General features: G+C 70.3%; 24 protein-coding genes and 2 pseudogenes. 7 read left to right on the top strand and 19 right to left on the bottom strand.

Features of this window, described 5'->3' with window-relative positions; all coding sequences use genetic code 11:
• Window positions 1-86: 86 nt before the first annotated feature.
• The 4 genes from ACIHCQ_RS38740 to ACIHCQ_RS38725 form a co-directional block, all read right to left on the bottom strand.
• Window positions 87-1,361, bottom strand: coding sequence for a hypothetical protein (locus ACIHCQ_RS38740; RefSeq protein WP_399673364.1), 1,275 nt, complete (start codon window positions 1,359-1,361; stop codon window positions 87-89).
• Window positions 1,362-1,366: 5 nt separating this feature from the next.
• On the bottom strand, window positions 1,367-2,680 hold the full coding sequence (locus tag ACIHCQ_RS38735) for a glycosyltransferase (protein WP_399673297.1): 1,314 nt from the start codon (window positions 2,678-2,680) through the stop codon (window positions 1,367-1,369).
• A gap of 136 nt (window positions 2,681-2,816) precedes the next feature.
• Entirely contained in the window at window positions 2,817-3,374 is a 558-nt protein-coding gene (locus ACIHCQ_RS38730; RefSeq protein ID WP_399673295.1) for a hypothetical protein, read from the bottom strand.
• Window positions 3,367-3,864 carry a SigE family RNA polymerase sigma factor gene (locus ACIHCQ_RS38725; RefSeq protein WP_399673293.1) on the bottom strand — a complete coding sequence of 166 codons (498 nt, stop codon included), beginning with the start codon at window positions 3,862-3,864 and terminating at the stop codon, window positions 3,367-3,369. Before ACIHCQ_RS38725 ends, ACIHCQ_RS38730 begins: the two co-directional genes overlap by 8 nt.
• A 311-nt stretch (window positions 3,865-4,175) precedes the next feature.
• On the opposite strand from ACIHCQ_RS38725, the gene ACIHCQ_RS38720 reads away from it, so the two are divergent.
• Window positions 4,176-7,547 carry a S8 family serine peptidase gene (locus ACIHCQ_RS38720; RefSeq protein WP_399673291.1) on the top strand — a complete coding sequence of 1,124 codons (3,372 nt, stop codon included), beginning with the start codon at window positions 4,176-4,178 and terminating at the stop codon, window positions 7,545-7,547.
• 370 nt (window positions 7,548-7,917) lie between these two features.
• Here ACIHCQ_RS38720 and ACIHCQ_RS38715 read toward each other — a convergent pair whose 3' ends face one another.
• Complete coding sequence (locus tag ACIHCQ_RS38715; protein WP_399673289.1) at window positions 7,918-8,712, bottom strand: SDR family oxidoreductase; 795 nt, start codon at window positions 8,710-8,712, stop codon at window positions 7,918-7,920.
• A gap of 59 nt (window positions 8,713-8,771) precedes the next feature.
• Window positions 8,772-9,605, bottom strand: coding sequence for an NAD(P)H-binding protein (locus tag ACIHCQ_RS38710; protein WP_399673287.1), 834 nt, complete (start codon window positions 9,603-9,605; stop codon window positions 8,772-8,774).
• A gap of 210 nt (window positions 9,606-9,815) precedes the next feature.
• Between ACIHCQ_RS38710 and ACIHCQ_RS38705 the strand changes: the two genes are divergently transcribed.
• A complete protein-coding gene (locus ACIHCQ_RS38705) occupies window positions 9,816-10,829 on the top strand; it encodes a threonine/serine dehydratase (protein WP_399673285.1) in 1,014 nt (337 codons plus the stop codon).
• 117 nt (window positions 10,830-10,946) lie between these two features.
• Here the strand turns inward: ACIHCQ_RS38705 and ACIHCQ_RS38700 are convergent, their stop codons facing one another.
• From ACIHCQ_RS38700 to pqqA, 8 genes are all read right to left on the bottom strand, one after another.
• Complete coding sequence (locus ACIHCQ_RS38700) at window positions 10,947-12,062, bottom strand: PQQ-dependent sugar dehydrogenase (protein ID WP_399673284.1); 1,116 nt, start codon at window positions 12,060-12,062, stop codon at window positions 10,947-10,949.
• Window positions 12,063-12,091: 29 nt separating this feature from the next.
• The gene (locus ACIHCQ_RS38695; RefSeq protein WP_399673282.1) at window positions 12,092-13,090 is read right to left on the bottom strand and encodes a chitinase; all 999 of its coding nucleotides are present in this window, start codon (window positions 13,088-13,090) and stop codon (window positions 12,092-12,094) included.
• Between the two features lie 120 nt (window positions 13,091-13,210).
• Entirely contained in the window at window positions 13,211-13,993 is a 783-nt protein-coding gene (locus tag ACIHCQ_RS38690) for a Tat pathway signal sequence domain protein (RefSeq protein ID WP_399673280.1), read from the bottom strand.
• An 8-nt stretch (window positions 13,994-14,001) separates the two neighbouring features.
• Window positions 14,002-15,129, bottom strand: coding sequence for a pyrroloquinoline quinone biosynthesis protein PqqE (pqqE, locus tag ACIHCQ_RS38685; protein WP_399673278.1), 1,128 nt, complete (start codon window positions 15,127-15,129; stop codon window positions 14,002-14,004).
• The gene (gene pqqD / locus ACIHCQ_RS38680) at window positions 15,126-15,410 is read right to left on the bottom strand and encodes a pyrroloquinoline quinone biosynthesis peptide chaperone PqqD (protein ID WP_399673276.1); all 285 of its coding nucleotides are present in this window, start codon (window positions 15,408-15,410) and stop codon (window positions 15,126-15,128) included. Before pqqD ends, pqqE begins: the two co-directional genes overlap by 4 nt.
• Entirely contained in the window at window positions 15,407-16,111 is a 705-nt protein-coding gene (gene pqqC, locus ACIHCQ_RS38675) for a pyrroloquinoline-quinone synthase PqqC (protein WP_399673362.1), read from the bottom strand. Before pqqC ends, pqqD begins: the two co-directional genes overlap by 4 nt.
• A gap of 35 nt (window positions 16,112-16,146) precedes the next feature.
• The gene (gene pqqB, locus ACIHCQ_RS38670; protein ID WP_399673274.1) at window positions 16,147-17,112 is read right to left on the bottom strand and encodes a pyrroloquinoline quinone biosynthesis protein PqqB; all 966 of its coding nucleotides are present in this window, start codon (window positions 17,110-17,112) and stop codon (window positions 16,147-16,149) included.
• 11 nt (window positions 17,113-17,123) lie between these two features.
• A complete protein-coding gene (pqqA, locus tag ACIHCQ_RS38665; RefSeq protein ID WP_399673272.1) occupies window positions 17,124-17,234 on the bottom strand; it encodes a pyrroloquinoline quinone precursor peptide PqqA in 111 nt (36 codons plus the stop codon).
• Window positions 17,235-17,437: 203 nt separating this feature from the next.
• Here pqqA and ACIHCQ_RS38660 point away from each other — a divergent pair, with 203 nt between their 5' ends.
• Together ACIHCQ_RS38660 and ACIHCQ_RS38655 are read left to right on the top strand one after the other, a co-directional pair.
• Complete coding sequence (locus ACIHCQ_RS38660) at window positions 17,438-18,277, top strand: aldo/keto reductase (protein ID WP_399673270.1); 840 nt, start codon at window positions 17,438-17,440, stop codon at window positions 18,275-18,277.
• A 168-nt stretch (window positions 18,278-18,445) separates the two neighbouring features.
• Window positions 18,446-18,853: a hypothetical protein gene (locus ACIHCQ_RS38655; protein WP_399673268.1), complete on the top strand. Its 408-nt coding sequence runs from the start codon at window positions 18,446-18,448 to the stop codon at window positions 18,851-18,853.
• A 110-nt stretch (window positions 18,854-18,963) separates the two neighbouring features.
• On the opposite strand, the gene ACIHCQ_RS38650 is transcribed toward ACIHCQ_RS38655, so the two are convergent.
• Together ACIHCQ_RS38650 and ACIHCQ_RS38645 are read right to left on the bottom strand one after the other, a co-directional pair.
• Complete coding sequence (locus ACIHCQ_RS38650) at window positions 18,964-19,827, bottom strand: class I SAM-dependent methyltransferase (RefSeq protein ID WP_399673266.1); 864 nt, start codon at window positions 19,825-19,827, stop codon at window positions 18,964-18,966.
• Window positions 19,828-19,854: 27 nt separating this feature from the next.
• Window positions 19,855-20,667, bottom strand: a pseudogene (locus tag ACIHCQ_RS38645) (AraC family transcriptional regulator); the annotation flags it as partial.
• A 466-nt stretch (window positions 20,668-21,133) separates the two neighbouring features.
• Between ACIHCQ_RS38645 and ACIHCQ_RS38640 the strand changes: the two are divergent.
• Window positions 21,134-21,766, top strand: a pseudogene (locus ACIHCQ_RS38640) (NmrA family NAD(P)-binding protein); the annotation flags it as partial.
• Between the two features lie 3 nt (window positions 21,767-21,769).
• On the opposite strand, the gene ACIHCQ_RS38635 reads toward ACIHCQ_RS38640, so the two are convergent.
• Entirely contained in the window at window positions 21,770-22,708 is a 939-nt protein-coding gene (locus tag ACIHCQ_RS38635; RefSeq protein WP_399673264.1) for a helix-turn-helix transcriptional regulator, read from the bottom strand.
• Window positions 22,709-22,747: 39 nt separating this feature from the next.
• On the opposite strand from ACIHCQ_RS38635, the gene ACIHCQ_RS38630 reads away from it, so the two are divergent.
• Window positions 22,748-23,230, top strand: a complete 483-nt coding sequence (locus ACIHCQ_RS38630) for a hypothetical protein (RefSeq protein ID WP_399673262.1) — start codon at window positions 22,748-22,750, stop codon at window positions 23,228-23,230.
• Window positions 23,227-23,685, top strand: coding sequence for a hypothetical protein (locus ACIHCQ_RS38625; RefSeq protein ID WP_399673260.1), 459 nt, complete (start codon window positions 23,227-23,229; stop codon window positions 23,683-23,685). Before ACIHCQ_RS38630 ends, ACIHCQ_RS38625 begins: the two co-directional genes overlap by 4 nt.
• Here ACIHCQ_RS38625 and ACIHCQ_RS38620 read toward each other — a convergent pair.
• Both ACIHCQ_RS38620 and ACIHCQ_RS38615 read right to left on the bottom strand, forming a co-directional pair.
• Window positions 23,678-23,983 (bottom strand): 4a-hydroxytetrahydrobiopterin dehydratase, encoded by a 306-nt coding sequence (locus ACIHCQ_RS38620; protein WP_399673258.1) that lies wholly within the window; start codon window positions 23,981-23,983, stop codon window positions 23,678-23,680. The two genes, ACIHCQ_RS38625 and ACIHCQ_RS38620, sit on opposite strands and share 8 nt — an antisense overlap.
• A 70-nt stretch (window positions 23,984-24,053) precedes the next feature.
• Window positions 24,054-25,592 carry an ATP-dependent DNA ligase gene (locus tag ACIHCQ_RS38615; protein ID WP_399673360.1) on the bottom strand — a complete coding sequence of 513 codons (1,539 nt, stop codon included), beginning with the start codon at window positions 25,590-25,592 and terminating at the stop codon, window positions 24,054-24,056.
• Window positions 25,593-25,798 lie beyond the last annotated feature (206 nt).

Here is a 25,798-nt window from a genome sequence, read left to right as displayed (position 1 = left end):
CGCGGCGTCGAACCCCCGTCTTGGTGTCGTGGGGTGTCGCGTGGTCGTGAGGGTCCGGCCGGTGCCGGTGGCGAACCGGTTGTCGGTTACGGAACGCCGAGCTCGAAGAGGGCGTAGCCCGCGTATGAGCCGGAGGCCACCGCGGCGATGCCGAGCAGCGTCACCCGCATGGACAGGCCGAGGGGGCGCATGGCGATGGCGAGCGGGATGAAGAGGGGGAAGGCGGGGAGCAGGTAACGGGAGACGTTGCCGAATATCTGCTGGGTGCCCAGCACGAGGGCGATGGAAAGGATTGTGTAGACGACCAGTACGGCCGGTGGGCGCAGCCGGATCAGCAGCGGGATCAGCATCAGTGCCATGACGACGACGGCGACGCCGATCAGGTCTTCCATGCGCCGCGCGCCGTAGTACTCGAAGTGGCCGACCGGGACGGATGTGAATACGTCGAGCGTGTGCCGGCCCCAGTCGAACTCGTGGGCCCACGCACCGGACTGGAGCTTGAAGTAGCCTCCGTAGTCGCCCATGTGGTGGCCCACCCAGCCGAGGTAACCGAATAGACCGAGGGGTGCGATCGCCATCGCGGCCAGCGGGCGCAGGACGCCGTCCTTCCGGCGGTACAGCGCGAGCAGCCCGGCGATGGTGAGGGCGGCTATCAGTGCGCCGGCGGTGGGACGGTTGAGTCCGGCGGCGAACGTGAGGACACCGGCGGTGAGCCAGCGGCGGGTCATGACGGCGTAGCAGGCCCAGACGGCGAGAGCGACGTAAAGGGACTCGGAGTAGACCGACCACTCCACGCCGGAGCCGGGCCAGACGGCCCACAGTCCGGCCGCGGTCAGGCCGGCTCTGGTACCGCCGAGCCGCGCCGTTACGGCGTAGATGCCGAGGGCGGCGACGAATGAGGCGACGACGGAGACCAGCATGCCGGCGCCGAACAGGCCGAGGCCGGTGCACTCGGAGACCAGCCGCATCAGGGCCGGGTAGAGCGGGAAGAACGCCGCCGAGTTCTCCTCAAGGGTGATCAGGCCGGTGGCTCCGGGAACCGGTACCAGCGCGGGGTCGTACCCGTGCTCGGCGACCTGCTGGTACCACCAGCCGTCCCAACTGGCCAGTACATCCCAGGGATGGGCGCCGCCGCCGAAGCGCGGGTGCTTCGCCTTGAAGTCCCCGGTGGAGTGCAAGAGGTACATGAAGACGGAGAAGCCGATGAGCTTCAGCACGCCGTACAGCGCCAGCACGGGACCGTAGCGCTCGATCGCCCGGCGCAGTCGCTGCCGCCGGTCGGGAGCGGGAGCGGGCGCGGACGCGGGGGCGGGGGCGGAGGATTCGGTGAAGCCGGGGTCGACACCCCACGTTGTCAGCATCGTGCTCATGAAGCGGCCGATCCTGATGTGCGGCTGCTGGTCCGGGAGCTGAGGCGGCCGGGCCGGCTCCTGAGACGACTGGGCCGGGCAGCGAACACCCAGGCCCGCAAGAGCAGAAAGCGCAGCAGCGTCGCGGCCAGGTTGGCGACGACCAGCACCGCGACTTCGGTGGAGTGGGAGGCTCCGGGCGCCACGTGGTGCAGGGCGACCAGCGAACCGCTGGTGAGCGCCAGACCGACGAGGAAGGCCACCATGCCCCTGGCCTGGTGGCGCACCGCACCGCTGCGGCCGCGCAGCCCGAAAGTGAACCGCCGGTTCGCGGTCGTGTTGACGGCGGCGCAGGTCAGCAGGGCCAGGGCGTTGGCGGCCTGCGGCCCTGCGGCCGGGCGCAGAGCCGCGTACAACAGCAGGTATCCAAGGGTGCTTACGGCACCCACGGCGGCGAAGCGCACCAGCTGGGTGGCCAGGTTGCCCGGCGGCTCGCAGCCGCTGCCGCTGCCGCTGCCGCTGCTTCGGCGCAGCCCGGCCAGCGGCAGCGAGCCGTGGGCCAGCGCCCTGCCTATCCTGGCGATGCCGCGCAGGTCGGCCAGCGCCGTGGACACGATGTCGACCCGGCTGTCGGGGTCGTCCACCCAGTCGACCGGCACCTCGTGGATACGCAGTCCGGCCCGCTCGGCGATCACCAGCAGCTCGGTGTCGAAGAACCACCCTGAGTCCTTCACCAGGGGCAGCAGCCGCTCGGCGACGTCACGCCGCACCGCCTTGAAGCCGCACTGCGCATCGGAGAAACCGACGGCGAGGGTGGAGCGCAGCAGCGCGTTGTAGCAGCGAGAGATGATCTCCCGTTTGGGGCCGCGCACCACCTGGGATCCGCGCGCCAGGCGGGTGCCGATGGCGATGTCGGAGTGCCCGGAGATCAACGGGGCGACCAGCGGCAGCAACGCCGCCAGATCGGTGGACAGATCCACGTCCAGATAGGCGAGCACCGGGGCCGGAGAGCGCGACCAGGCGACGTGCAACGCCCGGCCCCGCCCCTTCTCAGCCACGCGCATCCACTCCACTTCGGGTAGTTCGGAGGCCAGCCACACGGCGATCCACGGGGTTCCGTCGGTGCTGGCGTTGTCGGCGACGGTGATCCGGAAGGGGTACGGAAAGGTCTCGCGCAGGTGGGCGTGGAGCCGCCGGACGCACGGCTCGAGGTCTGTCTCCTCGTTGAACACGGGGACGACCACGTCCAGGACCGGGTTCAGGTGGTGTGCGGGCAGCGGTGCGCGTCGCGGCAGATGGCCCGTCAAGACGATTGGCCCTGCAGCTGTCATCGTTTTCCTCATCTGTTCTCTGCCGCTGGGCATGCCGAAGGCTCGCCGCAACATCTGTGGGGCGGGGGCGGGAGAGGGCGTGCAGGACCCCCCGGCGGCGTGGTGGTGAGCGTCGGGCGTATGGGGCGGGTGAAGGTCAGCCGGAGCGGTTGGACGTCATGGTGGCGGAGCCGCTCGGGCCAGGCGGGAAGGTGGTGGAGCTGTCCGGGCCAGTCGACTGACCGGTGTCGCTCGCGCCCGGGCCCGGCGACTGACCGACAGTGGGCGCGCCCGGGCCCGGCGGGAAGGTGGTGGAGCTGTCCGGGCCAGTCGACTGACCGGTGTCGCTCGCGCCCGGGCCTGGCGGCCGACTGGCCGTGGGCGCGCCCGGGCTGGGCGACTCACCGCCGGTGGACTCGACCGGGCCGGGCTCGACCATGACGCTCTCCGAAGGTGCGGGGGACGGATTGGGCGCCGGGTCCCCGGCCGGCTCGACCCGCCCACCGTGGTCGGACGGTGTCAGCGTGATCGTGGCGACGCCGGTCAATGCGCCGACGGCCAGGCATGCGGCGGCGGTGATCGCCGCGAAGCGCCGCCGGCGGTGCCGGGCGCCGCGGGCGAGGATCTCGGCGGCAGGGGCGGGCACAGTCCGGTCCTGGGCGGCAACGGCCGCCTGCTTCAGCAGGCCCGTCAGGTGATCGTCGGGCTCATACACTGGGGACCTCCTTCGCGTACGGGTTGTCCAGATGGCGGCTGAGGGCGGCCCGGCCCCGGACAAGATGGGTCTTGACCGTGCCGGTGGACAGGCCGGTCTCGGCGGCGATCTGCTCGACCGACAGGTCGCACACGTAGTGCAGCGTCACGGTGCGGCGCTGCTGGGGCGACAGCTGCCGCAACGCCGAGACCAGCGCCACCGAGCCCGGATCGGGCTCCCGGCCCGGGCTCGGTGGGCCGTGCCGCTGCCATGCCTCGTCCGAGCGTCTGCTCCGGCGCCATCTGCTGACCGCCAGCCGCCAGGCCACCGTACGGACCCATGCCTCGGGCGCCCCGTCCCGCTCGAGCCGGGCCCGGTGACTCCAGCCGCGGACGAACGCCTCCTGGACCACATCCTGGGCCTCGTGCAGGTCGCCCAGCATCACGTAGAGCTGGCTGGTGAGACGCCTGACCGCAGAGGCGTAGAACTCCTCGAACTCCTCGACGGTCAACTTTTTGCGCTCCTCACGATCGGTCTTCGTTACGTCTACGCCTGAGGACCAGGATCCGGTTGACATCGAGCACGAGTTTTTTCTGTACCCGGTGACGCCCTTTGCCCGAGATGTCACAGGCAGACTGACTTCCTGTCAGAAACGGATGCTGATGTTGTGTCAACCGACCGGCCCCCTCGGGCCCTATGAAGGGTGGGCCGTTGGGCATACGGGTGAGGCTCCGGAGTTTCCGGGGTCGCGGCGGCTCCTGTCCGATTCTCGAAGTGTCAGGAGTTCAGGTGCAGTTACGCGGAAGACGAAGGCGTGCGGTCGTGGCGGCAGGGGTTGCTTCCACGGCCCTTTTGCTGGCCGGTGTCCCGGGCGGGGTGGCCCAGGGTGCGAGCGGCGCCGGTACGGCCAAGGCGGTGAAGGCGGTAAAGGCGGTAAAGACGGTGACGCTGGTCACCGGCGACCGGGTGCTGGTGGACGGCGCCGGCCAGGTCACCGGGGTGGAGCGGGGAGAGGGCCGGGAGCGGATGCCGTTCTCGGTCCGGGTGATCGGCGGGCACACCCATGTGGTGCCCGGCGACGCGGAGTTGCTGTTGGCGCAGGGCAAACTGGATGCCCGGCTGTTCGATGTGACCGGGTTGGTGGCGGACGGCTACGACGACGCGGGCCGCTCCGACCTGCCGCTGATCGTCACCTTCCGGGGCCAGAAAGCACCCTCGATGAGCCCGTTCACCGGGGCCGGGGCGCGGATCGGCCGTGCGCTGCCCGTCGTCAACGGCAAGGCGATGCGCCCCGTCAAGAAGCGTGGCACCGCGTTCTGGGACGCCGTGACCGACACCGGCGCGGGTGCGCGGGGGTTCACCGCTTCGACGGCAGTGGAAAAGGTGTGGCTGGACGGCAGGCGCCGGGCCTCCCTCGACAAGAGCGTCTCGCAGATCGGCGCGCCGACCGCCTGGACCGCCGGTTACGACGGCACCGGCGTCAAAGTCGCCGTACTGGACACCGGGATCGACACGGCCCACCCCGATCTCGCGGGCCAGGTGATCGCGGAGCAGGACTTCTCCGGCTCCTCCGGCACCGGCGACAAGTTTGGCCACGGCACCCACGTGGCGTCCATCACTGCCGGGACGGGGGCTGCTTCTCCCGCGGGGTCCGGCGGCACGTACAAGGGTGTCGCCCCGGGCGCGAAGATCCTGAACGGCAAGGTCCTGGACGACAACGGCTTCGGCTCGGAGTCCGGCATCATCGCGGGCATGGAATGGGCGGTGGCCCAGGGCTCCGAGGTCGTCAACCTCAGCCTCGGCGGCACGGACACGCCCGGCATCGACCCGATGGAGGAAACGGTCAACCGGCTCTCCGCCGAGACCGACACGCTCTTCGTCATCGCGGCCGGCAACGACGGCGAGTTCGGCGAGCAGACCGTCGGCTCGCCCGGCAGCGCCGAGGCCGCGCTCACCGTCGGCTCGGTCGACAAGGCCGACCAGCTCGCCGAATCCTCCAGCCGCGGCCCGCGCGTCGGTGACGGCGGGGTCAAGCCCGACCTGACCGCGCCCGGTGTCGCCATCACGGCAGCCGCTGCGGCCGGCAGCTTCCTGGAGGCCGAGGTCCCCTCCGACATACCCGGCTACCTCACCATCGGCGGCACATCCATGGCGTCCCCGCATGTGGCGGGCGCCGCCGCCATCCTCGCCCAGCGGAACCCCGACTGGAGCGGCGAGCGCCTCAAGGCAGTACTCACCGGCTCCACCAAGCCGGGCTCGTACAGCTCCTTCCAGCAGGGCACCGGCCGCACCGACGTGGTCCGGGCGATGGACCAGAGTGTCGTCACCGAGCAGGGGCCGATCGGCTTCGGCACGCAGCAGTGGCCGCACGCCGACGACAAACCGGTGACCAAGCAGCTCACGTACCGCAACCTCGGTACGCAGCCGGTCACTCTGGAGCTGTCCGCCGACGCCTTCTCGGTGGACGGCAAGCCCGCCGCCGAGGGCATGTTCGCCGTCTCGCCGCGGCGGCTCACCGTCCCGGCGGGCGGCGAGGCGAGCGCCGCCGTCACGGCGGACACCCGCGCCGGCAGCGCCGACGGCACCTTCGGCGGCTCGGTGTCCGCCACCTCGGCGAACGGCAAGGCAGAGGTGCGCACCGCCGTCGGGGTGGAGCGCGAGGTCGAGTCGTACGACCTGACGCTGAAGCACATCGACGAGAACGGCGAGCCGACCGGCGACGCCGCCACCTCCCTGGAGGCCATCGACAGGGACTTCTACGAGACCTACGCCGACGAGAAGGACGGCGAGCTCACGGTACGGCTGCCCAAGGGCGACTACACCCTCAGTGGTCTGATCCACCCCTACTACACGTCCTCCACCCACGCCGTGCTGGTCCAGCCGAAGCTGCGGATGGACGCGGACACCACCGTCACCGTCGACGCCCGGCAGGCACAGCCGGTGGAGATCACCGTGCCCGACGCGGCGGCCGAGAACACCGAGGCCACGGCTGCATTCAGCTACGAGCGGGGCGAGGGACTGCGCGCGGGCAGCCTCGAGTACCTGCTGCCCACCTTCCAGGGCACGCGGTTCGGGCAGCTCGGACCCGACCTGGCTGCCGATGGCGTGTCCGCCATGTTCACCGGCGACTGGACACGCCAGGACAACGAGGGGCGGCCGGTCACCTACCACCTGGCCTGGGACCGCGCCAACCGGCTGGGCGGCTTCGCCGCCGAGGTCGAGCAGAAGCAGCTCGCCAAGGTCGACTTCCAGGCCGGCGTACCCGTCGGGGGCAGGAACGTCCAGGTCGAGGTGTCTCCCCACACAGCCGACGGGAGGCTGGTCCGCAGCTACACCGACCTGAGGGGAACCCTGCCGCTGCGCACCACCGACTACATCCTCGACAACGGCGTCAAATGGTCCTTCCGCATGTGGCAGAGCAGCGGCGAGGGCGAGGAGAAGCGCTTCGAATCTTTCCTCATGAAAATGCCCAGGACCTGGCAGGCCGGCCGGAGCTACCGCGAACAGTTCAACGTCGGCGTCTTCGGCCCGGCCCTCGGCGGCTCCGCGGACGCCGGACCGGACAGGGGATACCCCGGTGCCGTGCGGTACGGGAATGTCATCAGCGCCTATCTGCCGCTGTTCGGCGACGGTGCCGGGCACTGGGGCACCAGCGACTACACCTCGGTGGAGGCCTCGCTACAGGCGGACGGCAAGGAGATCTCCGACGACTACGGGATCCCGCCGACCGACGGCGTCACCGAATACACCGTTCCCGCCCGGGCCGGCGCGTACCAGCTGACCCTGGACAGCTCCCGTGATCCCGCGGTGTACCCGGTCAGCACCCGCGTCAGCGCGCAGTGGACCTTCCGCTCCGGCGAGACCTCCAAGGACAAGCCGACCACGCTGCCACTGTCGGTGGTTCGCTTCTCCCCCGAACTGACCCTGTCCAGCACGGCGAAGGCGGGCAAGCGGTTCGACGTGCCCTTCAGCATCGAGGGTGCGGCCGCCGGACATCGGCCGGCGAAGCTCGCCTTCGAGGTGTCGTACGACGGGGGCACCACCTGGCGGCCCACCAAGGCCATCGGGGGCACGCACCTGTCGCTGACCCACCCGGCGCAGGCGGGCTCCGTCTCGCTGCGCGCCAAGCTGACCGACCGTGACGGCAACACACTGGTCCAGACGATCGAACGCGCCTACACCACCACTCAGTAACCCTCTGGATTTTGCTCCTGGTCTCGCCCGGGGCGGTGTCGACACCGCCCCGGGCGAGGCTGTTCGTGAGGCACAGCGGCCATCTCGCTCCACGGCCCGTGAGAGTGGCCGAACTCGACGAGATGGTCCGCGTCGAGCGTGCGAAGCACCACAGGAAAGGCGGCTACCGGATCAATGCCCGGGTGGCACCCCGGATGGCTGGGGGCCTGAGCCGGCGCGCAGTCGCCGACCTGTGGAACCAGCGATGGCCCGATCAGCCCAAGACCTTCAAGAACATCTCCACCTGGGAGTTACGGCCGGCCGGCACCAGGCATGCGCCCTCGTTGGAAACCCTCGACCGGCTCGCCCAGCTGTACGAGTGCTCCGTCGTCTACCCCAGGCCGCCGTTGCTGTGGAGAAGCTGGGCATTGATCCATCCGCCCTCTGGCGAGCAGAGGAAGGTGACCAGGTTTGCGCAGTCCTGCGGCATCCCGAGGCGGCCCAGCGGCGTGAAGCGGGTCATGTCCGCCTTGTTCTCCTCCGTCATCCAACCGGTGTCTGTCGGCCCGGGGTTGACCGCGTTGGAGGTCACTCCCAGGTGGGCGAGCTCACGGGCCGCGGCCAGTGTGATCCGGTCCATCGCGCCCTTGCTCGCGCCATACGGCAGGTTCCCGGCGGTGTGGTCGCTGGTCAGGCTGACTATGCGTCCGCTGCCGTGCTGCCCGCGGAATCGCAGCCCGTATTCCCGTATCAGCAGCCACGTTGCCCGCGCGTTGACCGCGAAGTGCCGGTCGAAGCTCTCCACCGTCGTGTCCAACAGACCGGAGTCCACCGACTCACAGTGGCAGAGCACCAGCGCGGTGACGTTGCCCAGGTCACTCTCGACGCTGTCGAAGAGCTGAGCGGGCACGGCCGGGTCGCTCAGGTCCGCTTCGACCGCCAGTGCTCTCGCGCCGAGGGACGTCAGCTTCTCCTTCAGCTCTCCCTGCGCGCCCGGCTCTGTGCCCCACTGCATCCGCGCGTCGTACGGCGTCCAGTACGTGAAGGCCACATCCCAGCCGGCGCGGGCCAGATTCGCTACGACGGACGCGGCGATGCCCGCCGACCGTCCGGCCCCCGTGACCAGGGCCAGCGGGCGCGCCGGCTCTGCCACGTCTTGACCGTTTCCCTGCGTCTCGCTACCCATGATCCTCATCCTGTCCGCTCGTCCCTTACGGTCAAGGCCGCCGCTCAGGCCCAGGCGATTCAGTGGAAGACGGTGGCGTTCTCTGAAGCCCACTGCCGGAAGGGCCGTGCCGGGGTTCCGGTTACCTGTGAAACCGTGTCGCGCACCATCAGCAGCTCGTCGTTGACGTCTCCACCCGTGACGTCGAGCACCGCGTCTGCCACCTCGGCCCCGAAGACGGCGGCCATCTGTGCTTGGGCCTGCTCGCGGCTGATCTCGGCGAAGGGCACCTCCCGACCCAGTGCTGCCGCGATGGCCTCGACCTGCTGCCGGGCGGTCACCGGCTCTGGACCGGTCAAGGCGTATGTGCGCCCCTGGTGGCCCGGCTCGGTCAGCGCCACCCGTGCCACCGATGCGATGTCCGCAGGGTGGATGGTTGGCAATGCGGTGTCCGCGTACGGCGCGCGGACGATCTCATGCTCACGGATGGAAGCCGCCCACATCAGGGCATTCGACGCGAACTGCGTCGGCCGAAGGATCGTCCAGGCCATACCGCTTTCCTTGAGCAGCTGCTCCACCGCCAGATTCTCGGCGGCGGGGACCAGGTGCGGATGGGTCTGGACGGTAATCGACGACACCAGCACCACATGCTCCACACCCGCCTGCCGGGCGGCTACGAGGATGTCGGCGTCCGAGCCCAGACGCGACACAAGAAACAGCGAGCGCACCCCCTCCAGGACGGGCTTCAACGACGCAGGCTCCGCGAAGTCGCCCTCCACGGCCTCGACCCCTTCGGGGAAGGTGGTCTGTACGGCATCACGGGTGAGCCCTCTCAGCGGCCCGGCACCGTATGCGTGCAGCTCCTTCAGCAGTGCACTGCCTATGTTTCCGGTGGCTCCGGTCACGAGGATCATGAGCGTGCTTCTCCCGTCGTCAGGTGATCAACCAGGGGACACGCTAGAAGCTCAACCACACTTCAGGTCAAGAAGACCCCTGACCCGACAGGCGGGGCCTCACGGCCCACGCCGGCCCGGACATGGGCGGCGTAGGATGATCGAACTGCCGCGCGGTTGATTACCGTGCGCGGGCGCGGCGCCCACGTGGCCGTCGCCCCTGTGCCGTGGATGATACGGATCCCGGTCGCCCGCGGCCCGGAGCATGTGACGGAGGCGAATGTGCTGATCACTGTCGCGGACGTGGAAGCCGCGGCCGAGCGGATCACCGGGCATGTCATACGGACCCCGACGGTGCCGAGCCCCGGGCTGTCCGCGCTCCTGGGCGCGCATGTCACCGCGAAGCTGGAACTACTGCAGCGCACCGGCTCCTTCAAGGCACGCGGCGCGACGGCGAAGCTGCTCACGCTCAGCGAGGCTGAACGCGCCGCCGGGGTCGTAGCGGTGAGCGGCGGCAACCACGGCATCGGGGTCGCGGTCATGGCCGGCGCGCTGGACATCAAGGCGACCGTCGTCATGCCACGGTCCGCGCCCGGCCGCGCCGTGGACATCGCCAAGGCCGCCGGGGCGAACGTCATCCTCGCCGACACCATGGACGGCGCGTTCTCCCTCGTGGACGAACTCCGGACCAAGGGGCTCACCCTGGTCCATCCCTTCGACGACCCCGTGGTCATCGCCGCCCAGGGCACGGTCGGCCTGGAGTTCGCGGAGGATGCCGGGGAGCTCACCGACGTACTCGTCAGCATCGGCGGCGGGGGGCTGATCTCCGGTGTCGCCACCGCGCTGCACGCGCGCCGCCCCGGTGTACGGATCTGGGGCGTGGAGACCGAAGGCGCGCAAGCCATGTCGGCGGCCCTGGCCTCCGGCGGGCCGGTGCCGGTCGAGCTGTCCTCGATCGTCTCGACACTGAGCGCCCCCAGCGCCTCACAGCTCACCTACGAGCATGTCTCGGCGCTGGTCACCGATGTCCTCACGGTGACCGACGCCGAGGCCGTGCAGGGCACCCTCGACCTGGCCGACCACGCGAAGGTCTGGGCCGAGCCCGCCGCCGGATGTCTGCTGCCCGCGGCGCGGCGGGTCCTGGAGCGCGTCGGTGAGGGTGCCAGGCTCGGCCTGGTGGTCTGCGGCGGCAATGCGACGACCGCTGATATGACCGCCTGGGCCGAGCGCTTCGGGCTCCGCTGACCGCGCGACAACTGACTCGGCATCCACAGCGGACCGGTACGGCAGCACCAACCAGGGAACTGCCCGGCGCGGAGTGAGCGCCGCGCCGGGCAGGCCGTGAGGTGAGGTGAGGTGAGGTCAGCCGATCGTCACCCGGAAGATCTTGTCGGATCCGGCCGGCTCGCCCCCGTTCCCGTCCGCGTTCGTCGTGGAGAGCCACAGCTGATTCGCGCCGGGCACCTTGGTGACCGCGCGCAGTCGCCCGTACGAACCGACGTAGTACGCCTGCGCCGTGCCGACGTTCTCGTTGCCCGCGTTGATCGGGATCTGCCAGAGCCGCTCGCCCCGCAGCGTCGCCATGTACACCGCGCCGTCGACAATCGCGATGCCGCTCGGCGAGGCCTCGGCGACGCCCCAGGTCTTCTTCGGGTTGGTCATCCCCGAGACCGAGCACGTGCCCTCGCAGGTCGGCCAGCCGTAGTTCAGGCCGGGCTTGATGAGGTTGAGCTCGTCCCTGGAGTTCTGGCCGAGCTCGGCCTCCCACAGGCGGCCCTGTGCGTCGAAGGCGATGCCCTGCGGGTTGCGGTGGCCCATGCTGAAGACGTAGTTGCCGAACGGGTTGCCCGGCGCCGCCTTGCCGTCCTTCGTCATGCGCAGGATCTTGCCGTTGAGGGAGTTCCTGTCCTGGGCGCTGGACGTGGTCTGGGCGTCGCCCGTCGTTGCGTACAGATAACCGTCGGGGCCGAAGGCCAGGCGTCCGCCGTTGTGGTACGTGTTCTTCTTGATCCCTTGGAGCAGGGCCTGGTAGCCGGTGAGCGTCGTGCCGTCGTACGTCATGCGGGCGATGCGGTTGCCGTCGGACGAGGTGTGCATGAAGTACACGTAGTGGTTCTGCGCCCAGTCGGGGTCGACTGCGACGCCCATCAGGCCGCCTTCGCCGCCCGTGGTCTGGGAGTTGGGGACGGTGCCGACCTGGGTCCTGGCCCCGGCCGGGGTCACCTTGAAGACCTTGAACGAGTTGCGTTCGGTGACCAGGGCCGTGGAGCCGTCGGGCAGCCAGGAGGTGCCCCAGGGGATGGACCAGCCGGTGGAGATGGTGGTGATGGCCGTCGGCGCGCCTGCCGCGGCGGCCGTGCCACGGGTGTCCGGTGGCTCCGTCGCGCCCGCCGGCTGGACGAGTCCCGCGACGAGCGCCGCGGCCCCCGCCAGTGCCGCCGTGCTCAGCAGGGTCCTTCTCGACTTGTTCCGGTACATGTATGCCTCCGTGGGGGGAGACGCGGGCGTCAGCCCGCGTACTGGACGACGATCTTGGTGTAGGCGTACGGCGCCTGGGAGACGCCGCTGCAGGAGTCGGCGTCGTCGCCCGAGCCGCATGAGCGGTCCCGGTTGACGGACCAGAAGGCGAAGCGCGCGATGTGGTGCTGTCGCGCGTAGGCCAGGATGGTCTTGAAGTCGTTCAGGGTGATGGTCTCGTCGCCCCCGTCCGACTTGCCGTTCATCGAGGAGACCCCGATGTGCTGGTGGGCGACGGTGTCGCTGTAGCCGTACGCGCTCTTGACCGCGTTCTTCAGGCCTTCGAGCGCGCTGACGGATGCCTGGCCCATGGTGCCGGTGTGGCCGCCGAATTCGAACGGCATGACCACCCACGCGTCCGCCGCGAGTCCGGCGGCCGCGCCGCGCTTGATGAGGTCCTTGCCCTTCGCCTCGGGGCCGCTGGGGGTGGTACCCATCGTGATGTATGTGACGATGCCCGGGTTCTTCCGCTCGACGATCTTCAGCGCGTCGACGACCCGCTGCCGTACGGTCGCGTTGCCGAACTCGGTGTTCTCGATGTCGATGTCGAGCGCCTTGAGCCGGTAGGCGTCGATCACCTTCTGGTACGCCCCGGCGAGAGCGGCGGCGCCGGCGCACTTCTCGCCGAGCTTGGCGCCGCTCCAGCCGCCGACGGAGACGACGATGTCGCCGCCCGCCGCGCGGATGGATTTGATGGCCGCCTCGTCCGGGCCGCCCTTGAGCGCGCGGCTGCCGTCCCACTTCGGGTTGCAGCCGCCGTCGGAGAGGATGAAGGCGAGGGTGAACCACTTCACGCCGGTGGCGGCCATGACATCGGTCGGCTTCTGCGGATTGCCCCAGCCGAGGTACTCGTACGGAGCGGCGGCCATCACGCCGGGCGCGCGCGGAGCAGGGTTCTGGGCGGCGGCAGGTACGGCCGGCGCAGCGAACAGGGCGAGCACGGCCGCGCCCATAGCGGACTTACGGAGCGGTGTGGTGGGTAGTGGCACGTCTGTTCTCTCCTGTCGACGTCGAGTTGGTTGACGACGGGTCACGCGAGCATCGGCGTCGCGCAGTACCGAACCGTTCAACACGCCGACATTCCGGTCCCTCTGGAAATCGGCTGCCCCTCACACGAGTTGATAGCCGCGCATATTGGTGAGGAGCATGTGGCAGTTCTGCAGGGAGCCCGAACTGTCGCCCAAGGAACGGTAGATGCCCCACTTGGGGCGCACCCGGTCCGCGAGGAAGGTGTCCACGCCCGACTTGGACTTGTCGATGACCGTGGTGCCGCCGCTCTTGAGGATCCAGCGGACAGAGCCCGAAGTGCCGTTGCCGATCTTGATCTGGAAGTCGACGTCGGTCCACTTGTTGTGCAGCGGCTCCAGTGGCGTACGGCCGATGAGGGTGTCGGATTCGAACAGCTTCAGCTCGATGGTCTGGGCCCCGTCGACCCGCCGCAGCGACTGCACGACGATCGGCGAGGAGCCCGCGCCCGGCTGCTTCATCTGCATGATGTGGGTGAAACTGGTGGTCGCCTTGAGCGTGCTCGGGATGTACATCGAGTACGTGAGCCGCCAGGTCTGGCCGGAGAGCCAGCTGAGGTAGGAACTGCCGGTGCGGCAGCCGGTGACCTCGTGGCGCTGCCGGTCGGTGCTGGTGTCCCGGTCCTGGGTGTGCATATTGAACCGGAAGTTGTCGCCCTCGGCGAGGATGTGCGGCGCGGCGGCCGTATGGGAGTCCGCCCGGTCGTCCTCGAGTGTCTCGAAGGCCTTGAGTTTGTCGCTGCTCGCGGAGGGCGACCAGCGCAGTTGCCAGGACGCGGCGCTCGCCGGGGTCGCCATCGCGGGCAGTCCTGCCGCGACCGCGCCACCGATGGCCGCGCCGAGTATCGCCCTGCGGGATGCGCTCATATTTTTCCTCACTTCGATGGGGATGGCGGGGTGCGGTAGGCGTACGCGGGCGCCGCCACCGGCACGGCCGCCCCGCGCGGACGGTCCACGAGGTCCCGTACGAGCGCGTGGTCGGGCGAGAGACGGCAGGCCGGGTCCGTACGGGTGGCGTCGCCGGTCAGCGCGTACGCCTGGCAGCGGCAGCCGCCGAAGTCCTTGGTGCGCAGTTCGCAGCTACGGCACGGGTCGCGCATCCACTCCTCGCCGCGGTAGAGCGTGAAGGCCTTCGAGTCGCGCCAGATCCACTCCAGGGCGTGGTCCCTGACATTGGGCGGGTCCAGGCCGGGCAGCGCGGCGGCGGCCGGGCACGGGTAGACCGTGCCGTCGGGCGCGACGGTGAGGGAGACCGCTCCCCAGCCGCCCATGCAGGGCTTGGCGGTGCCGTCGATGTAGTCCGGCGCGACCCACACCAGGTCCATCCGGCCGGCCAGCCGCGACCGCCACCGCTCGACGCTCTCGAAGGCCTCGGCGATCTGGGCGCGGTCCGGCAGCAGTACGTCGCGGTTGCGCAGGGCCCAGCCGTAGAACTGTGTGTTGGCCAGCTCGATCCGCTCCGCGCCCCAGGCGAGGCCGAGTTCGACGAGCTCGTCGAGCGCGGCGAGATTCGCCCGGTGCAGGACGACGTTGAGGCCGAGTGGCAGGTCCGCTTCCCGTACGAGCCGGGCCGCGCGCTCCTTCGCCTCGAAGGCGCGGGCTCCCGCGATGAGTTCCGCGGCGGTGGGGTCGGCGTGCTGGACGGAGAGCTGCACACTGCGCAGCCCGGCCGCCGTCAGCGCCGCCAGCCGCCGCTCGTGCAGCCCGACGCCGCTCGTGACGAGCTGCGTATAGATGCCCGCGCCGTCCGCGGCGGCGACGATCTCGGTGAGATCGCGCCGCAGCAGCGGTTCGCCGCCGGACAGATGGGACTGTACGACGCCCAGGCCGGCCGCCTGCCGGAACACGTCGGCCCACTGTGCGGCCGTCAACTCGTCCGAGCGGCCGACCAGGTCGATGGGGTTGGAGCAGTACGCACAGCGCAGCGGGCAGCCGTGGCTGAGCTCGGCGAGCAGCGCCCATGGGGGTGGGACTTCGGTCGCCTCGATTGCCTCGTGTGTCATGTCAGCCAGCCCTCGTTGCGTAACCGCGCCAGAAAGACGGGCACTTCACCGGCCACGGGCGCGCCCGGATGGAGCCGGGCCAGCTCCGCCACGATCGCGCCGACATCGCGTACGCCGTCGCAGAGCCGCAGGATGGATCCCGCGCTGCCATGGAGGACCACCACCCGCTCGGGCAGTACGAGCAGGTCGACCCCGCGCACCCGGTCGCGCCGGAGCATCACGGACCGCGGCAGAACCGGTTTCCAGACCTCGGCCTCTGCCTCTGCCTCTGTCCCGGTCATGACCGGGACCCCCCGTGGTCCACGGCGTCCAGCAGTGACCAGAGCACCTCGCACTTGAAGGCGAGCGCCGCCACGGCCGCCTTCTGCTCCTGCCTCGTCCGGGCCCAGGTGAGAACGAGCGCGAGGGCCTCCTCGCTGTCGCGACTGCCCTGCCCGATGCGGTCCCGGAAGTACGTAAGACCGTCCGCCTCGATCCACCGGTAGTGGTGTTCGAAGGCGTCGATGCGCCTACGCATGATGGCCGGCGCGGCGAGTTCGGTCAGCGAGGCGGCGACGGCTTCGAGCGGGGAGCGCAGCCGGCAGAAATTGACGTATCCGTCGACCGCGAGCCGTACGCCCGGGAGCACTTCCGTCCCCGACCACAACCGGTCCCGGCCGATCCCGGCGGCCTCGCCGAGCCGCAGCCAGCGCTCGATGCCGCCCTCGCCTTCCGCCGCCCCGTCGTGGTCCTGGATCCGCCGCAGCCAGGAGCGGCGCAGCGCCGGGTCGTCGAACTTGGCGAGGATCAGGGCGTCCTTGACGGGGATGTGGCGCTGGTAGTGGAAGCGGTTGAGGATCCAGCGGCGCAGCTCGGCGGGGGTGAGGGTGCCCTCGTGCATCCGTACGTTGAACGGATGCCGGTCGTGGTAACGGGTGGCGGACACGGCACGCAGCCGCGCCGTGAAGTCCTCCGGGCACCACGGCCCGTCGGTCGGGGGCACGTTCTGAGCGACTGTGCTGACTGCGCTGGCTGTGCTCACAGCTCGATCACCATCCGGTCGGCGGCAACTTCGAGTCCCCACCTGCCGAGCAGCTCGTGCTGCGGGGCGCCGGGGTCCACGAGGGGGTTCGTATTGTTGAGGTGGGTGTAGAGGCAGCGGGCGCGCACCCCGGCGAGCCGCCGCGCGGTGCCGTTCGGCCCCGCGATCGGCAAGTGGCCCATTCCGGTCGCGGTTTTGGCGGAGATTTTGGCCCGTACGGGCTCGTCGTCGTCCCAGAAGGTGCCGTCGAGGATGACGCAGTCGGCTTCCTCGACCGCCTCCTGGAAGTCGTCGCTCCAGTGGCCGAGGGCGGGCGCGTAGAGCAGGCTGCGGCCGGTGGCGGCCTCGCGCAGCCGCAGTGCGATGACCCAGGTGGGCTCGTCCGGGCCGGTGGCGACGGCGTAGCGCGGTCGTTTGGCGGAAACGGGTACGGCGGCGATTTCCACTGTTCCGCTCGTGCCGAGCGGTTGCGGTCGCGGTTGCGCTTCGGGGCTCAACTCGCGCCATTCGAGGTGGGTGTACGGGTCGAGTGTGTCGCCCAGACGCAGCCGGTCGAGCAGTGCCTCCCGTACGGGCGCGGTGGCGTGGATCTCGAAGCCGTCGGCCTCGCGGAGGCGGGCGATGCCGAGGGTGTGATCGAGTTCGGCGTCGGTGAGGATGACTCCGGCCACCGGGGACTGGCGTGGACCGGGTCCCGGCCGCAGCTCGGGGGTCTCCTCGATCTGGTCGCCGATGTCGGGGGTGACGTTGACGAGATACCAGCGGCCTCTGTCGTGCCCAAGGCGCTTGTCATACGCGCGGTCCTGATCGTGTGCGGCGCGGCCCTGGTCCGCGCACACGGCGAGTGAGGCGTGACGGCGGCGCCGGTGCGGGTGTGCGCGTGCCCCGGCGCAGCCGGGACACGCGCAGTTCCACTGGGGCAGTCCGCCGCCCGCCGCGGTGCCGAGCACCCGCAGCAGCATGGCGGCGGGGCCTACCGGTCGGTGAGGGCGTAGGCGGTGACTTCGAGCGCGGTCTCGATGACCTCGAACTCGGGAGTCTGCCAGCTGACGGTCTCCTCCGATGTTTCCTCGGTGTCATACATGAGCCGTACCTGCCTATCCTGAGAGGTGGGGGGTCAGGAGTGAACTGTGCGTGCCATAGGGTGGCGCTTCAACGACGCACGGTCAATCATCTGGGCCGGATACATCGGAGCTGTATCCGGCCAACTTCGGGCTCGGGAATGCGTCCGCAAGGGTGATCGTTAGCCGTTGGAGTACCAACCGACGACGTAAGGATCGACCGCTCGTGAGCCAGGTCCCCTCCCTCTCCCTCAACAACGGCGTCACCATGCCGCAGCTCGGTTTCGGCGTCTGGCAGGTACCCGACGACGAGGCGACGAAGGCGGTTGCCACGGCCCTGGAGGCCGGCTACCGCAGCATCGACACCGCCGCCATCTACCGGAACGAAGAGGGCACCGGTCGTGCCGTCGCCATATCGGACCTCCCCCGCGAGGACCTCTTCCTCACCACGAAGCTCTGGAATGGCGCACAGGGGTACGACTCCACGCTGCGCGCCTTCGACGCCTCGATGGACAAGCTGGGCCTCGACTACCTCGACCTTTACCTGATCCACTGGCCCATGCCGTCCAGGGACACCTATGTGGACTCCTACCGGGCCTTCGAGAAGATTCACTCGGACGGCCGAGTCAGGGCGATCGGCGTCTCGAACTTCCTTCCGGAACACCTTGAGCGCCTGATGGGCGAGACCTCGATCGTCCCGGCCGTGAACCAGATCGAGCTCCACCCGCAGCTCCAGCAGGCCGAGTCGCGCGCCTTCCACGAGCAGCACGGCATCAAGACCGAGGCCTGGTCCCCGTTGGGCCAGGGCAAGGGCCTCCTCGAAGTGCCGACGGTCGTCGCGATCGCGCAGAAGCACGGCAGGTCACCGGCGCAGGTGGTGCTGCGCTGGCATGTGCAGCTGGGCATTGTCGTGATCCCCAAGTCCGTTACGCCGTCCCGGATACAGGAGAACGTCGACATCTTCGACTTCGAGCTGGACGGAGACGATCTGGCGGCGTTCGCGGCGCTGGACGAGGGCAGGCGCCTTGGCGGCGACCCGGCGACGTTCGACCTCGGCGCCGCCTGACCGGCACCCGGTACATCGATACGCACAGACTCGTCGCCGCCCGGTTTCCACCGGGCGGCGACGTCGTTCCGCGTCGCGTCCAACTCGCAGCGCGTCGATTCCTCATATATATGGGCGATATGTCTAGGGTAAGCGCTCGGAAGTCCCCTTCACCCTGGAGAGTCCTCAATGGAGCGTTTCAAGCGCGCATCGGTAGCAGGCTTCGCGACGGCCGCCGTGCTGGCCGTAACTGTGGGGGCGGCCCTGGCCGTTGCCGCCCCGCCACCGCCCGCGCCGACGGCGGCAAAGGCGCCGGCGACCACACGATCAGCCCTGACGGCGAGAGCCACCGTCAGCAGTGTCGGGGCGTGGCAGCAGTTCCGCGTGTACGGCAAGGCCAAACACCTGCGCCCGGGCACGCAGGTGACGCTGCAACAGAAGCAGGGCAGGCACTGGGTGACCCTGCCCGCCTCCATGAACACCTCGCGCAAGTCGACATACAAGATGCGGGTCTTCCTCGGCCTCAAGGGGAAGAACAAGCTCCGGATCATCGGCGGCGGAACTGTCTCGGATCACTTCACCGTCAAGGTGCGCTGACGAGCCCGACAACGAGACCGACGGCCCGTCAATTGGCCGGTCGCCAGGAGCCACCGGGCGGCCGGCCACTGCATGTAAGACTACGGGCGACGGGCGACGGGCCCTTCGGCTCAGCCCCGGCGCGCGGTGTGCACCGTGCGCGAGGTGAGCAAGTACGCGTCCGGGCGGCGGAACAGGCTCGCCGGATCGTCCGGGTCCAGCAGCCGGTCCAGTACGGCAGCGTCGTCGTCCGCCAACTGCCCGTCCAGCATCTTGCGCTGCCAGGAGAAGGCGGCGACCAGGTGATCGCGTACGCCTGACGGGACCGGCGCGGGAAGGTCGAGCAGGAAGGTACGTGTCCCGCTCGGCGTGAGGCCCACGGCCGCCTGCAACGCCCGCCAGTCCTCGACCTCGTCCTTCGCCCCGGGCAGCTCCGCCCGCATCCGCGTGAACCACTCCGACGTCACCGCGTCGAGCCTGGTCTCCAGACCCGGTCGGCCGATGCCGATGTCGCGCGGCAGATGGCGCGCGGGCAGCCCGCCCTCGGCCAGCGCGAGCAGCCCGCCGGGGCGCAGCAGCCGGGCGAAGCCGCCGAGTGCCGCGCGCTGGTCACCGATGTGGTGCAGGGAGTTGCCCGCCCAGATGAGATCCGCTTCGCCCAGCTCCCCGATGCCGTCCGGGAGTTCGGCATGGCGCGTATGGAACCGGTCGCCGAACCCGGCGCGCTCGGCGCGGGCGCGCGCCTGGTCGAGGAGCTCCGGGGTCGCGTCGACGGCGACCACTTCGGCGTACGGGAACGCCTCCGCGAACAACGCTGTGTGCACGCCCGGTCCGCTGCCGATGTCGAGGATCCGCCGGACTCCGACCGGCGGCAGCAGCTCGCCGAGCCAGGCCGCGGCCTGCCGGTACAGGGGGCTCTGAATCTCGGCGCCCCGCTCCAGCAGCGCGCCCATCTCGTTCCAGTCGATGTGGGTCGTGTCGTGGTGATGAGTCATGGGCCAAGCGTGGCGCAGCTTGTGCCATCACGGCGAGTTTTGTTGCTGGTTCAGCAAAGCCGTACGGCTGCGATCCCCCGTACCGCCCGTACGGTGTTCCTGAGGGCTGATGCCGCGCACCCGCTTGAAGGCGGCGCTGAGCGCGAACGAACCGCTGTAGCCGACCTTCCTGGCCACCGCCTCGACCGTCGCGTCCGTCTCCCGCAGCAGATCCGCGGCGAGCGCGAGCCGCCAGCCCGTGAGGTACGCCATCGGGGGCTCCCCCACCAGCTCATGGAACCGCCGGGCGAGCCCGGCCCTGGAGACCCCGCACTTGGCGGCGACCGACGCCACCGTCCACGGGCGCGCGGGGTCGTCCTGCATCAGCCGCAGCGCCGGGCCCACGACGCGGTCGCCCATGGCCAGGTACCAGGCGGGGGTCTCGGCGTCGGGCCGCGAGAACCACGTCCGTACGACGGCGATCAGCACCAGGTCCAGGATCCGGTCGAGCACCACGCTCTGGCCGGGCTCGTCCCGGGTGATCTCGTCGTCGAGCACCGGCATCAGCGGGCAGTTCCAGACCTCGGCGGGCAGGTGGAGCAGCGGGGGCAGGGCGTCCAGCAGCCGCCCGCTGACCTCGCCCTTCATCTGGTACGTCCCGACGAGCATGGTGGCCGATCCCCGGGGGTCGTTGCCCCAGCTCCGTACGCCCAGGCGCATGGACTCGGCGAGCGGTTCGCCCTGGAGTGTGTGGCAGGTGCCGCCGGGGCGGATCAGCGCCGTGGGCTCGCGGGTGGGCCGGTCCGCCGTGGTGTAGCAGTCGGGGCCGCGGGCTATCGCGACATCGCCGGGGCGCAGCAGCTCACGGCGCTCGGAGTGAACGTGCGGGCGGCTCGCGCCAGGGCGAGTTCGGCTCGACTGGGAGGGCGAGTCGAGTTGGGCGCTGCTGGAGGCGTACGTCGCGTACTACCGTTCCTGAGCGGTGAGCGGGAGTGAGTCCGCGCACTGGCACGCCCCGAACGGTCTTGGGCGTACTGGTCGTCCGCTTTCGCCTCCGGGTGGCGACACGGATCCTGTCCGTGGTCCGGTCCCGGAAGGGCGGAGTCCCTCACGACCTGGCCATGTGGATGCGGCCAGAGGCGACGGGGAGGCCCTGAACCATCTCGCTGGTGGAGCAGGGGCCCCGCACGCTGACACCACACCCGGCGTCCCAGATCGCACAGCAACGCTACCCCGACCCGCACCACATAACGCAAGCCCCAAAGCCCACCCTCACACGATCGAGCTAAACCACCCTCACCGCACTCCATGGCAAGCGGTTGCGAACCCCGATCTCGCGGCTCCCGGCGCACCCGAGGCGATGCGGACCTTCGGTCGGCTGGCGGCGGGAAGCGGGGTGCGGCGGGTGGTGCTGCTCTCCGGCCGCGGCGAGCCGGAAGCGGTGGCCGCCGAGAAGGCGCTGCGGGAGTCGGGCGTCGGTCTGACGGTGGTGCGGGCGAGCTTCTTCGCGCAGAACTTCAGCGAGGGCGCGATGCGCGACGGGGTACTGGCCGGTGAGATCCCCTTCCCGGCGGGCGAGACGGCGGAGCCCTTCATCGACGCGGACGACCTGGCGGACGTGGTGGTCGCGGCGCTCACGGAGGAGCGCCACGCCGGACAGGTCCATGAGGTGACGGGTCCGCGGCTGCTCACCTTCGCGGAGGTGGCGGCGGAGATCGGCCGGGCGACGGGCCGGGAGGTGCGGTACGTCCCGGTATCCGGTGACCAGTACGCCGCGATGCTCCAGGAGTACGGGTTCCCTGAGCCGGATTCGCAGTGGCTGGCGGGCCTGTTCACCATGCTGCTCGACGGGCACAACGCGTCGCTGACGGACGGGGTGCGGCGGGTGCTGGGCCGTGATCCGAAGGAGTTCGCGGCTTTCGCACGGGATGCGGCGGAGGCCGGTGCGTGGCGTCCCTGACAGTCAGGTGGGGGCGTACGTCGCGGCCAGCGCGGCGGCGGTCTCGGCCATCCGGGCGCGGAGCTCGGGCGGTCCGAGGACCTCGATCTCCGCGCCCAGGGCGAGGAACTCTCGCTGCGCGTGATCGATGGACTCGATGGGGAGCAGCGCGCGGATCCAGCCGTCGGGGTCTCTCGTACCGGCTGGGTCCTTCAGACGGGCGGCGGCGCCGGGCGAGAGCCGGACCAGTGCGTTGTCCGTGTACAGGCGGGCGTGGAAGTCGGCCTGGTGCTGCTGCCAGTAGGAGTCCAGATCGAAGCCGTCGGGCGGGCCTCCGAAGTCTCCGTCCGTGGACACGACGTCCAGGATCTGGTCGACCCGGTACGTCCGCGGGCCCGGCCCGGCGACGACGTACCAGCGCCCCGCCTTGAGCACCAGCCCGTACGGCTCAAGCCGCCGGTCCACATCGGTCGGCTCCTTCCAGCGGCGGTAGCGGATGTGGAGCACCCTGCTGTTCCACACCGCGTCCGCCACCGCCGAGAGATACGGAACCTTCTCGTCCGGCGCGTACCAGCCGGGCGCGTCGAGGTGGAAGCGGGACCGCATCCGGTCGGCCTGGTCCCGTAGCTCCGCCGGGAGCGCGGCGCGCAGCTTCAGCTGGGCGGCCGCGAGGGCGGACCCGAGCCCCAGTTCGGCGGCGGGGCCGGGGATCCCGGAGAGGAAGAGCGCCTCCGCCTCCCCGGCGGAGAGCCCGGTCAGCCGGGTGCGGTAACCGGCGAGCAGCTGGTAGCCGCCGCTGTGGCCCGCGTCCCCGTACAGCGGCACGCCGGACGCGTGCAGGGCGTCGATGTCGCGGTAGACGGTCCGTACGGACACGTCGAGCTCGGCCGCGAGCTGGGCGGCGGTCATCCGGCCCCGGGTCTGGAGCAGCAGCAGGATCGACACAAGACGGCTGGACTTCACTGACACATGGTGTCAGTGAAGCGGCCATAGCGTCCGGTCATGACCTTCACCGAGAAACTGCTGTGGTCGCTGCCTCCGATCGAGGTCGGCGGCCGTAGCGTCAAGCGTTACCACGTCACCGCGGATCCGGCCGGAATCGACCCGGCGATCGAGAAGGCCGCGTACGCGATCCTTCCCGAGCTGCTGCCGCCCGAGCCGGACTCCACTCCGGCTGCCACGTTCGTCGTCCTCCACAGGGGAGGGGACGACGGCGCCTACCTCAACGCGTACAGCTGGGTGTGGGACAACGTCCTGCACTTCGGGTGCGCGGTGGCGGGACAGCCGGTTCTGGACTGTCCGGACAACGACCCGACGCATTTCATCAGGCTCGACCGGCCCTGGATCGGCTGCGTGTGGGAGCTGCCGCCGATCCAGCACGAACGGGACGCGTGGGTGCGCCATATCCTCGCCCCGGACCAGCCCGATCTGGACGGCTATCTGGCCGATTCGCTCACCGACGGCACGACGGGAGACCGAGCGTGAATGACTTCGACTTCCTCCATGGGGAATGGGCGGTCGCCAACCGTCGCCGTACGGACTTCCTGGACGAGGCGAGCGAGTGGGAGGAGTTCCCGGGAGCGTCCCGGGCGTCGCGCCACTTCGGCGGCCTGGCGAACTTCGACGAGATCGAGTTCCCCACGCTGGGGTTCTCCGGTCTGACGCTGCGGCTGTACGACGCCGAGCGGGCGGAGTGGTCCCTGTACTGGTCGAACGACCTGACCGGTGTGCTGTTCCCGCCGGTGGTCGGCCGGTTCGGGGCGGACGGACGGGGCGAGTTCTACGGCGACGACACCCATGACGGCAAGGACGTCAGGGTCCGCTACGTCTGGTCGGGCATCAGCGACTCGGCGGCCCGCTGGGAGCAGGCGTTCTCTGTCGACGGGGAGCGGACGTGGGTGACGAACTGGGTGATGGAACTGTCCCGGCGGGTCAGCTAGCGCCGTGGCCCGCGGCGATGGCTTCCACGTGCTGCGCGAGCTGGAAATCCTTCTCGGTGACCGCGCCGCCCGCGTCATGGGTGTTCACCGAGAGGGTCAGCGTGTTGTAGCCCAGAGTCACATCCGAGTGGTGGTTCAGCTCTTCCTGGATCTGGGCGATGTGTACGACCATCGCGGTCGCCGCGAAGTGGGTGGAGAGGCGGTAGACGCGGGCGATACGGTCGCCTTCCTGGGCCCAGCCGGGAAGTTCCCGCAACTGGTCCTCGATCTCCTTCTGCGACAGCGGCTCTGCGGGCATGACCAGAATCCCTTCAGGAGGCGGCGGCGGCTTTGGCCACCATAAATCTCCGGCGTGGTTCGCGCGCGGTTCAGGCGCGGGACTCCAGGACATGGTCGATCGTGTCGGCCTGCTCCGCGGGCTTGTCGGGGCGGTGACGCAGCACGCGGGCGAAGCGCAGGGCGACGCCGGCCGGGTAGCGCGGGGAGCGCTGCAGTCCGTCGTACGCGATCTCCACGACGAGCTCGGGGCGGACCGTCACCGTGAATCCGTCGTCCTCGACGGCGAGTTCGCGGAGCCGGTCCGTCTGCCGGCGCAGCATCTCGTCGGTGAGGCCCTTGAAGGTTTTGCCGAGCATGACGTACGTACCGTCGGCGGCGCGGGCGCCGAGGTGGAGGTTGGAGAGCAGACCGGTGCGCCGGCCGTGACCCCATTCGGCGGCGAGAACCACGAGGTCGAGCGTATGGACGGGCTTGACCTTGAGCCAGGAACGGCCGCGGCGGCCGGCGACGTACGGCGCGTTGAGCGCCTTGACCAGGACGCCCTCGTGGCCGCGGCGCAGGGTTTCGGCGAAGAACTCCTCGGCGGCGGCGGTCTGCTCGGCAGACGCCGGGTCGTCCACGACGGCGCGGCGGACGCGCATCGGTTCGGGGACGAGGCGGGCGAGGACGGCGTGCCGTTCGCTGCCGGGGAGGTCGAGGGCCGGCTCGCCGTCGGCGGCGAGGACGTCGAAGAAGACGGGTGACAGGGGGAGAGTCGCCCGCGCCGTCTCCACGTCGAGGCGGGAGCCGACGCGGGAGGACACGTCCTGGAAGGGGAGGGGGCGTCCGGTGCTGTCGAGGGCGATCACCTCACCGTCGAGGATGAAGTGATCACCCTGCATCTGGCCGGCAGCGAGGGTGACTTCGGGGAGCCGGTCGGTGATGTCGTCGAGGGACCGGGTGTAGACGCGGATGTCCTCACCGCTGCGGTGCACCTGGACGCGGATGCCGTCGAGCTTTTCCTCGACCACGCAGGGCGCGTCCAGCGCCTGGATCGCCGCGGTCACGGATTTCGCGGTGTGGGCGAGCATCGGCTGCACGGGGGTCCCCACGCGCAGCGCGAACCGCTCCAGCGCGGCGGGCCCCTCGGCGAGCAGAGCGCCGGCGACGCGGGGCAGTGAGCCGTCCAGCATGACGGCGCGGCGTACGTCGTCGGCGGGTGCGTTCGCGGCCTTGGCGACGCCCTCCAGCGCGATGGCGTCCAGCGCTCCCTGACGTACCTCGCCCGTCAGCAGCCGCACCAGGAACTTCTGCTCATCGGCGGTGGCGGCGGCCATGAGCTCACGCACGAGGCGCTTGCGTTCGGCCTGCGCGCCGGGGCCTGTGACGGCGGCGAGTCCGGTGAGCGCGGTGTCGGTGTCGGAGACGGTGAGGCGGGGGTGGGGGGCGGGCGGTACGGGATCCCGCAGGACGGTCCAGCCGATGCCGATGCGGCCTTGGGGGAGGCGTCCGGCGAGGTAGGAGATGACGAGGGCGACGTGCTCGGGGCGGGTGTCGGCGAACAGCTCGGCGAGCGCGGCGATCTTGCGCGAGCGGGCGGTGGTGGCGGCGACCTGTTGGGACACGTCGACGAGTCGGGCCAGCAGCATGGAGCCATGGTGCCCCGAGGCCGCGCCGACCGCGCGGGGAACGGGCGCGATGTGCGGGGTCGCCGGGTGGCCCGGGGCTTCGCCGCGGTGCGGGTGCGGGTGCGGGTGCGGTACGGGCGCGGGCGCCTCGGGGTCGGCGGCACACCAACGCCCCCGGCCCACGCTCACCAGAAGACGGGACACCAGACCGGCGAACCGTGGGTGCC

The sequence above is a fragment of the Streptomyces sp. NPDC052236 genome, assembly GCF_044548015.1.
GTDB lineage: Bacteria > Actinomycetota > Actinomycetes > Streptomycetales > Streptomycetaceae > Streptomyces.
Note: the sequence above shows the minus strand (reverse complement) of the source record. Positions and strands in the feature narration are given on the sequence as shown.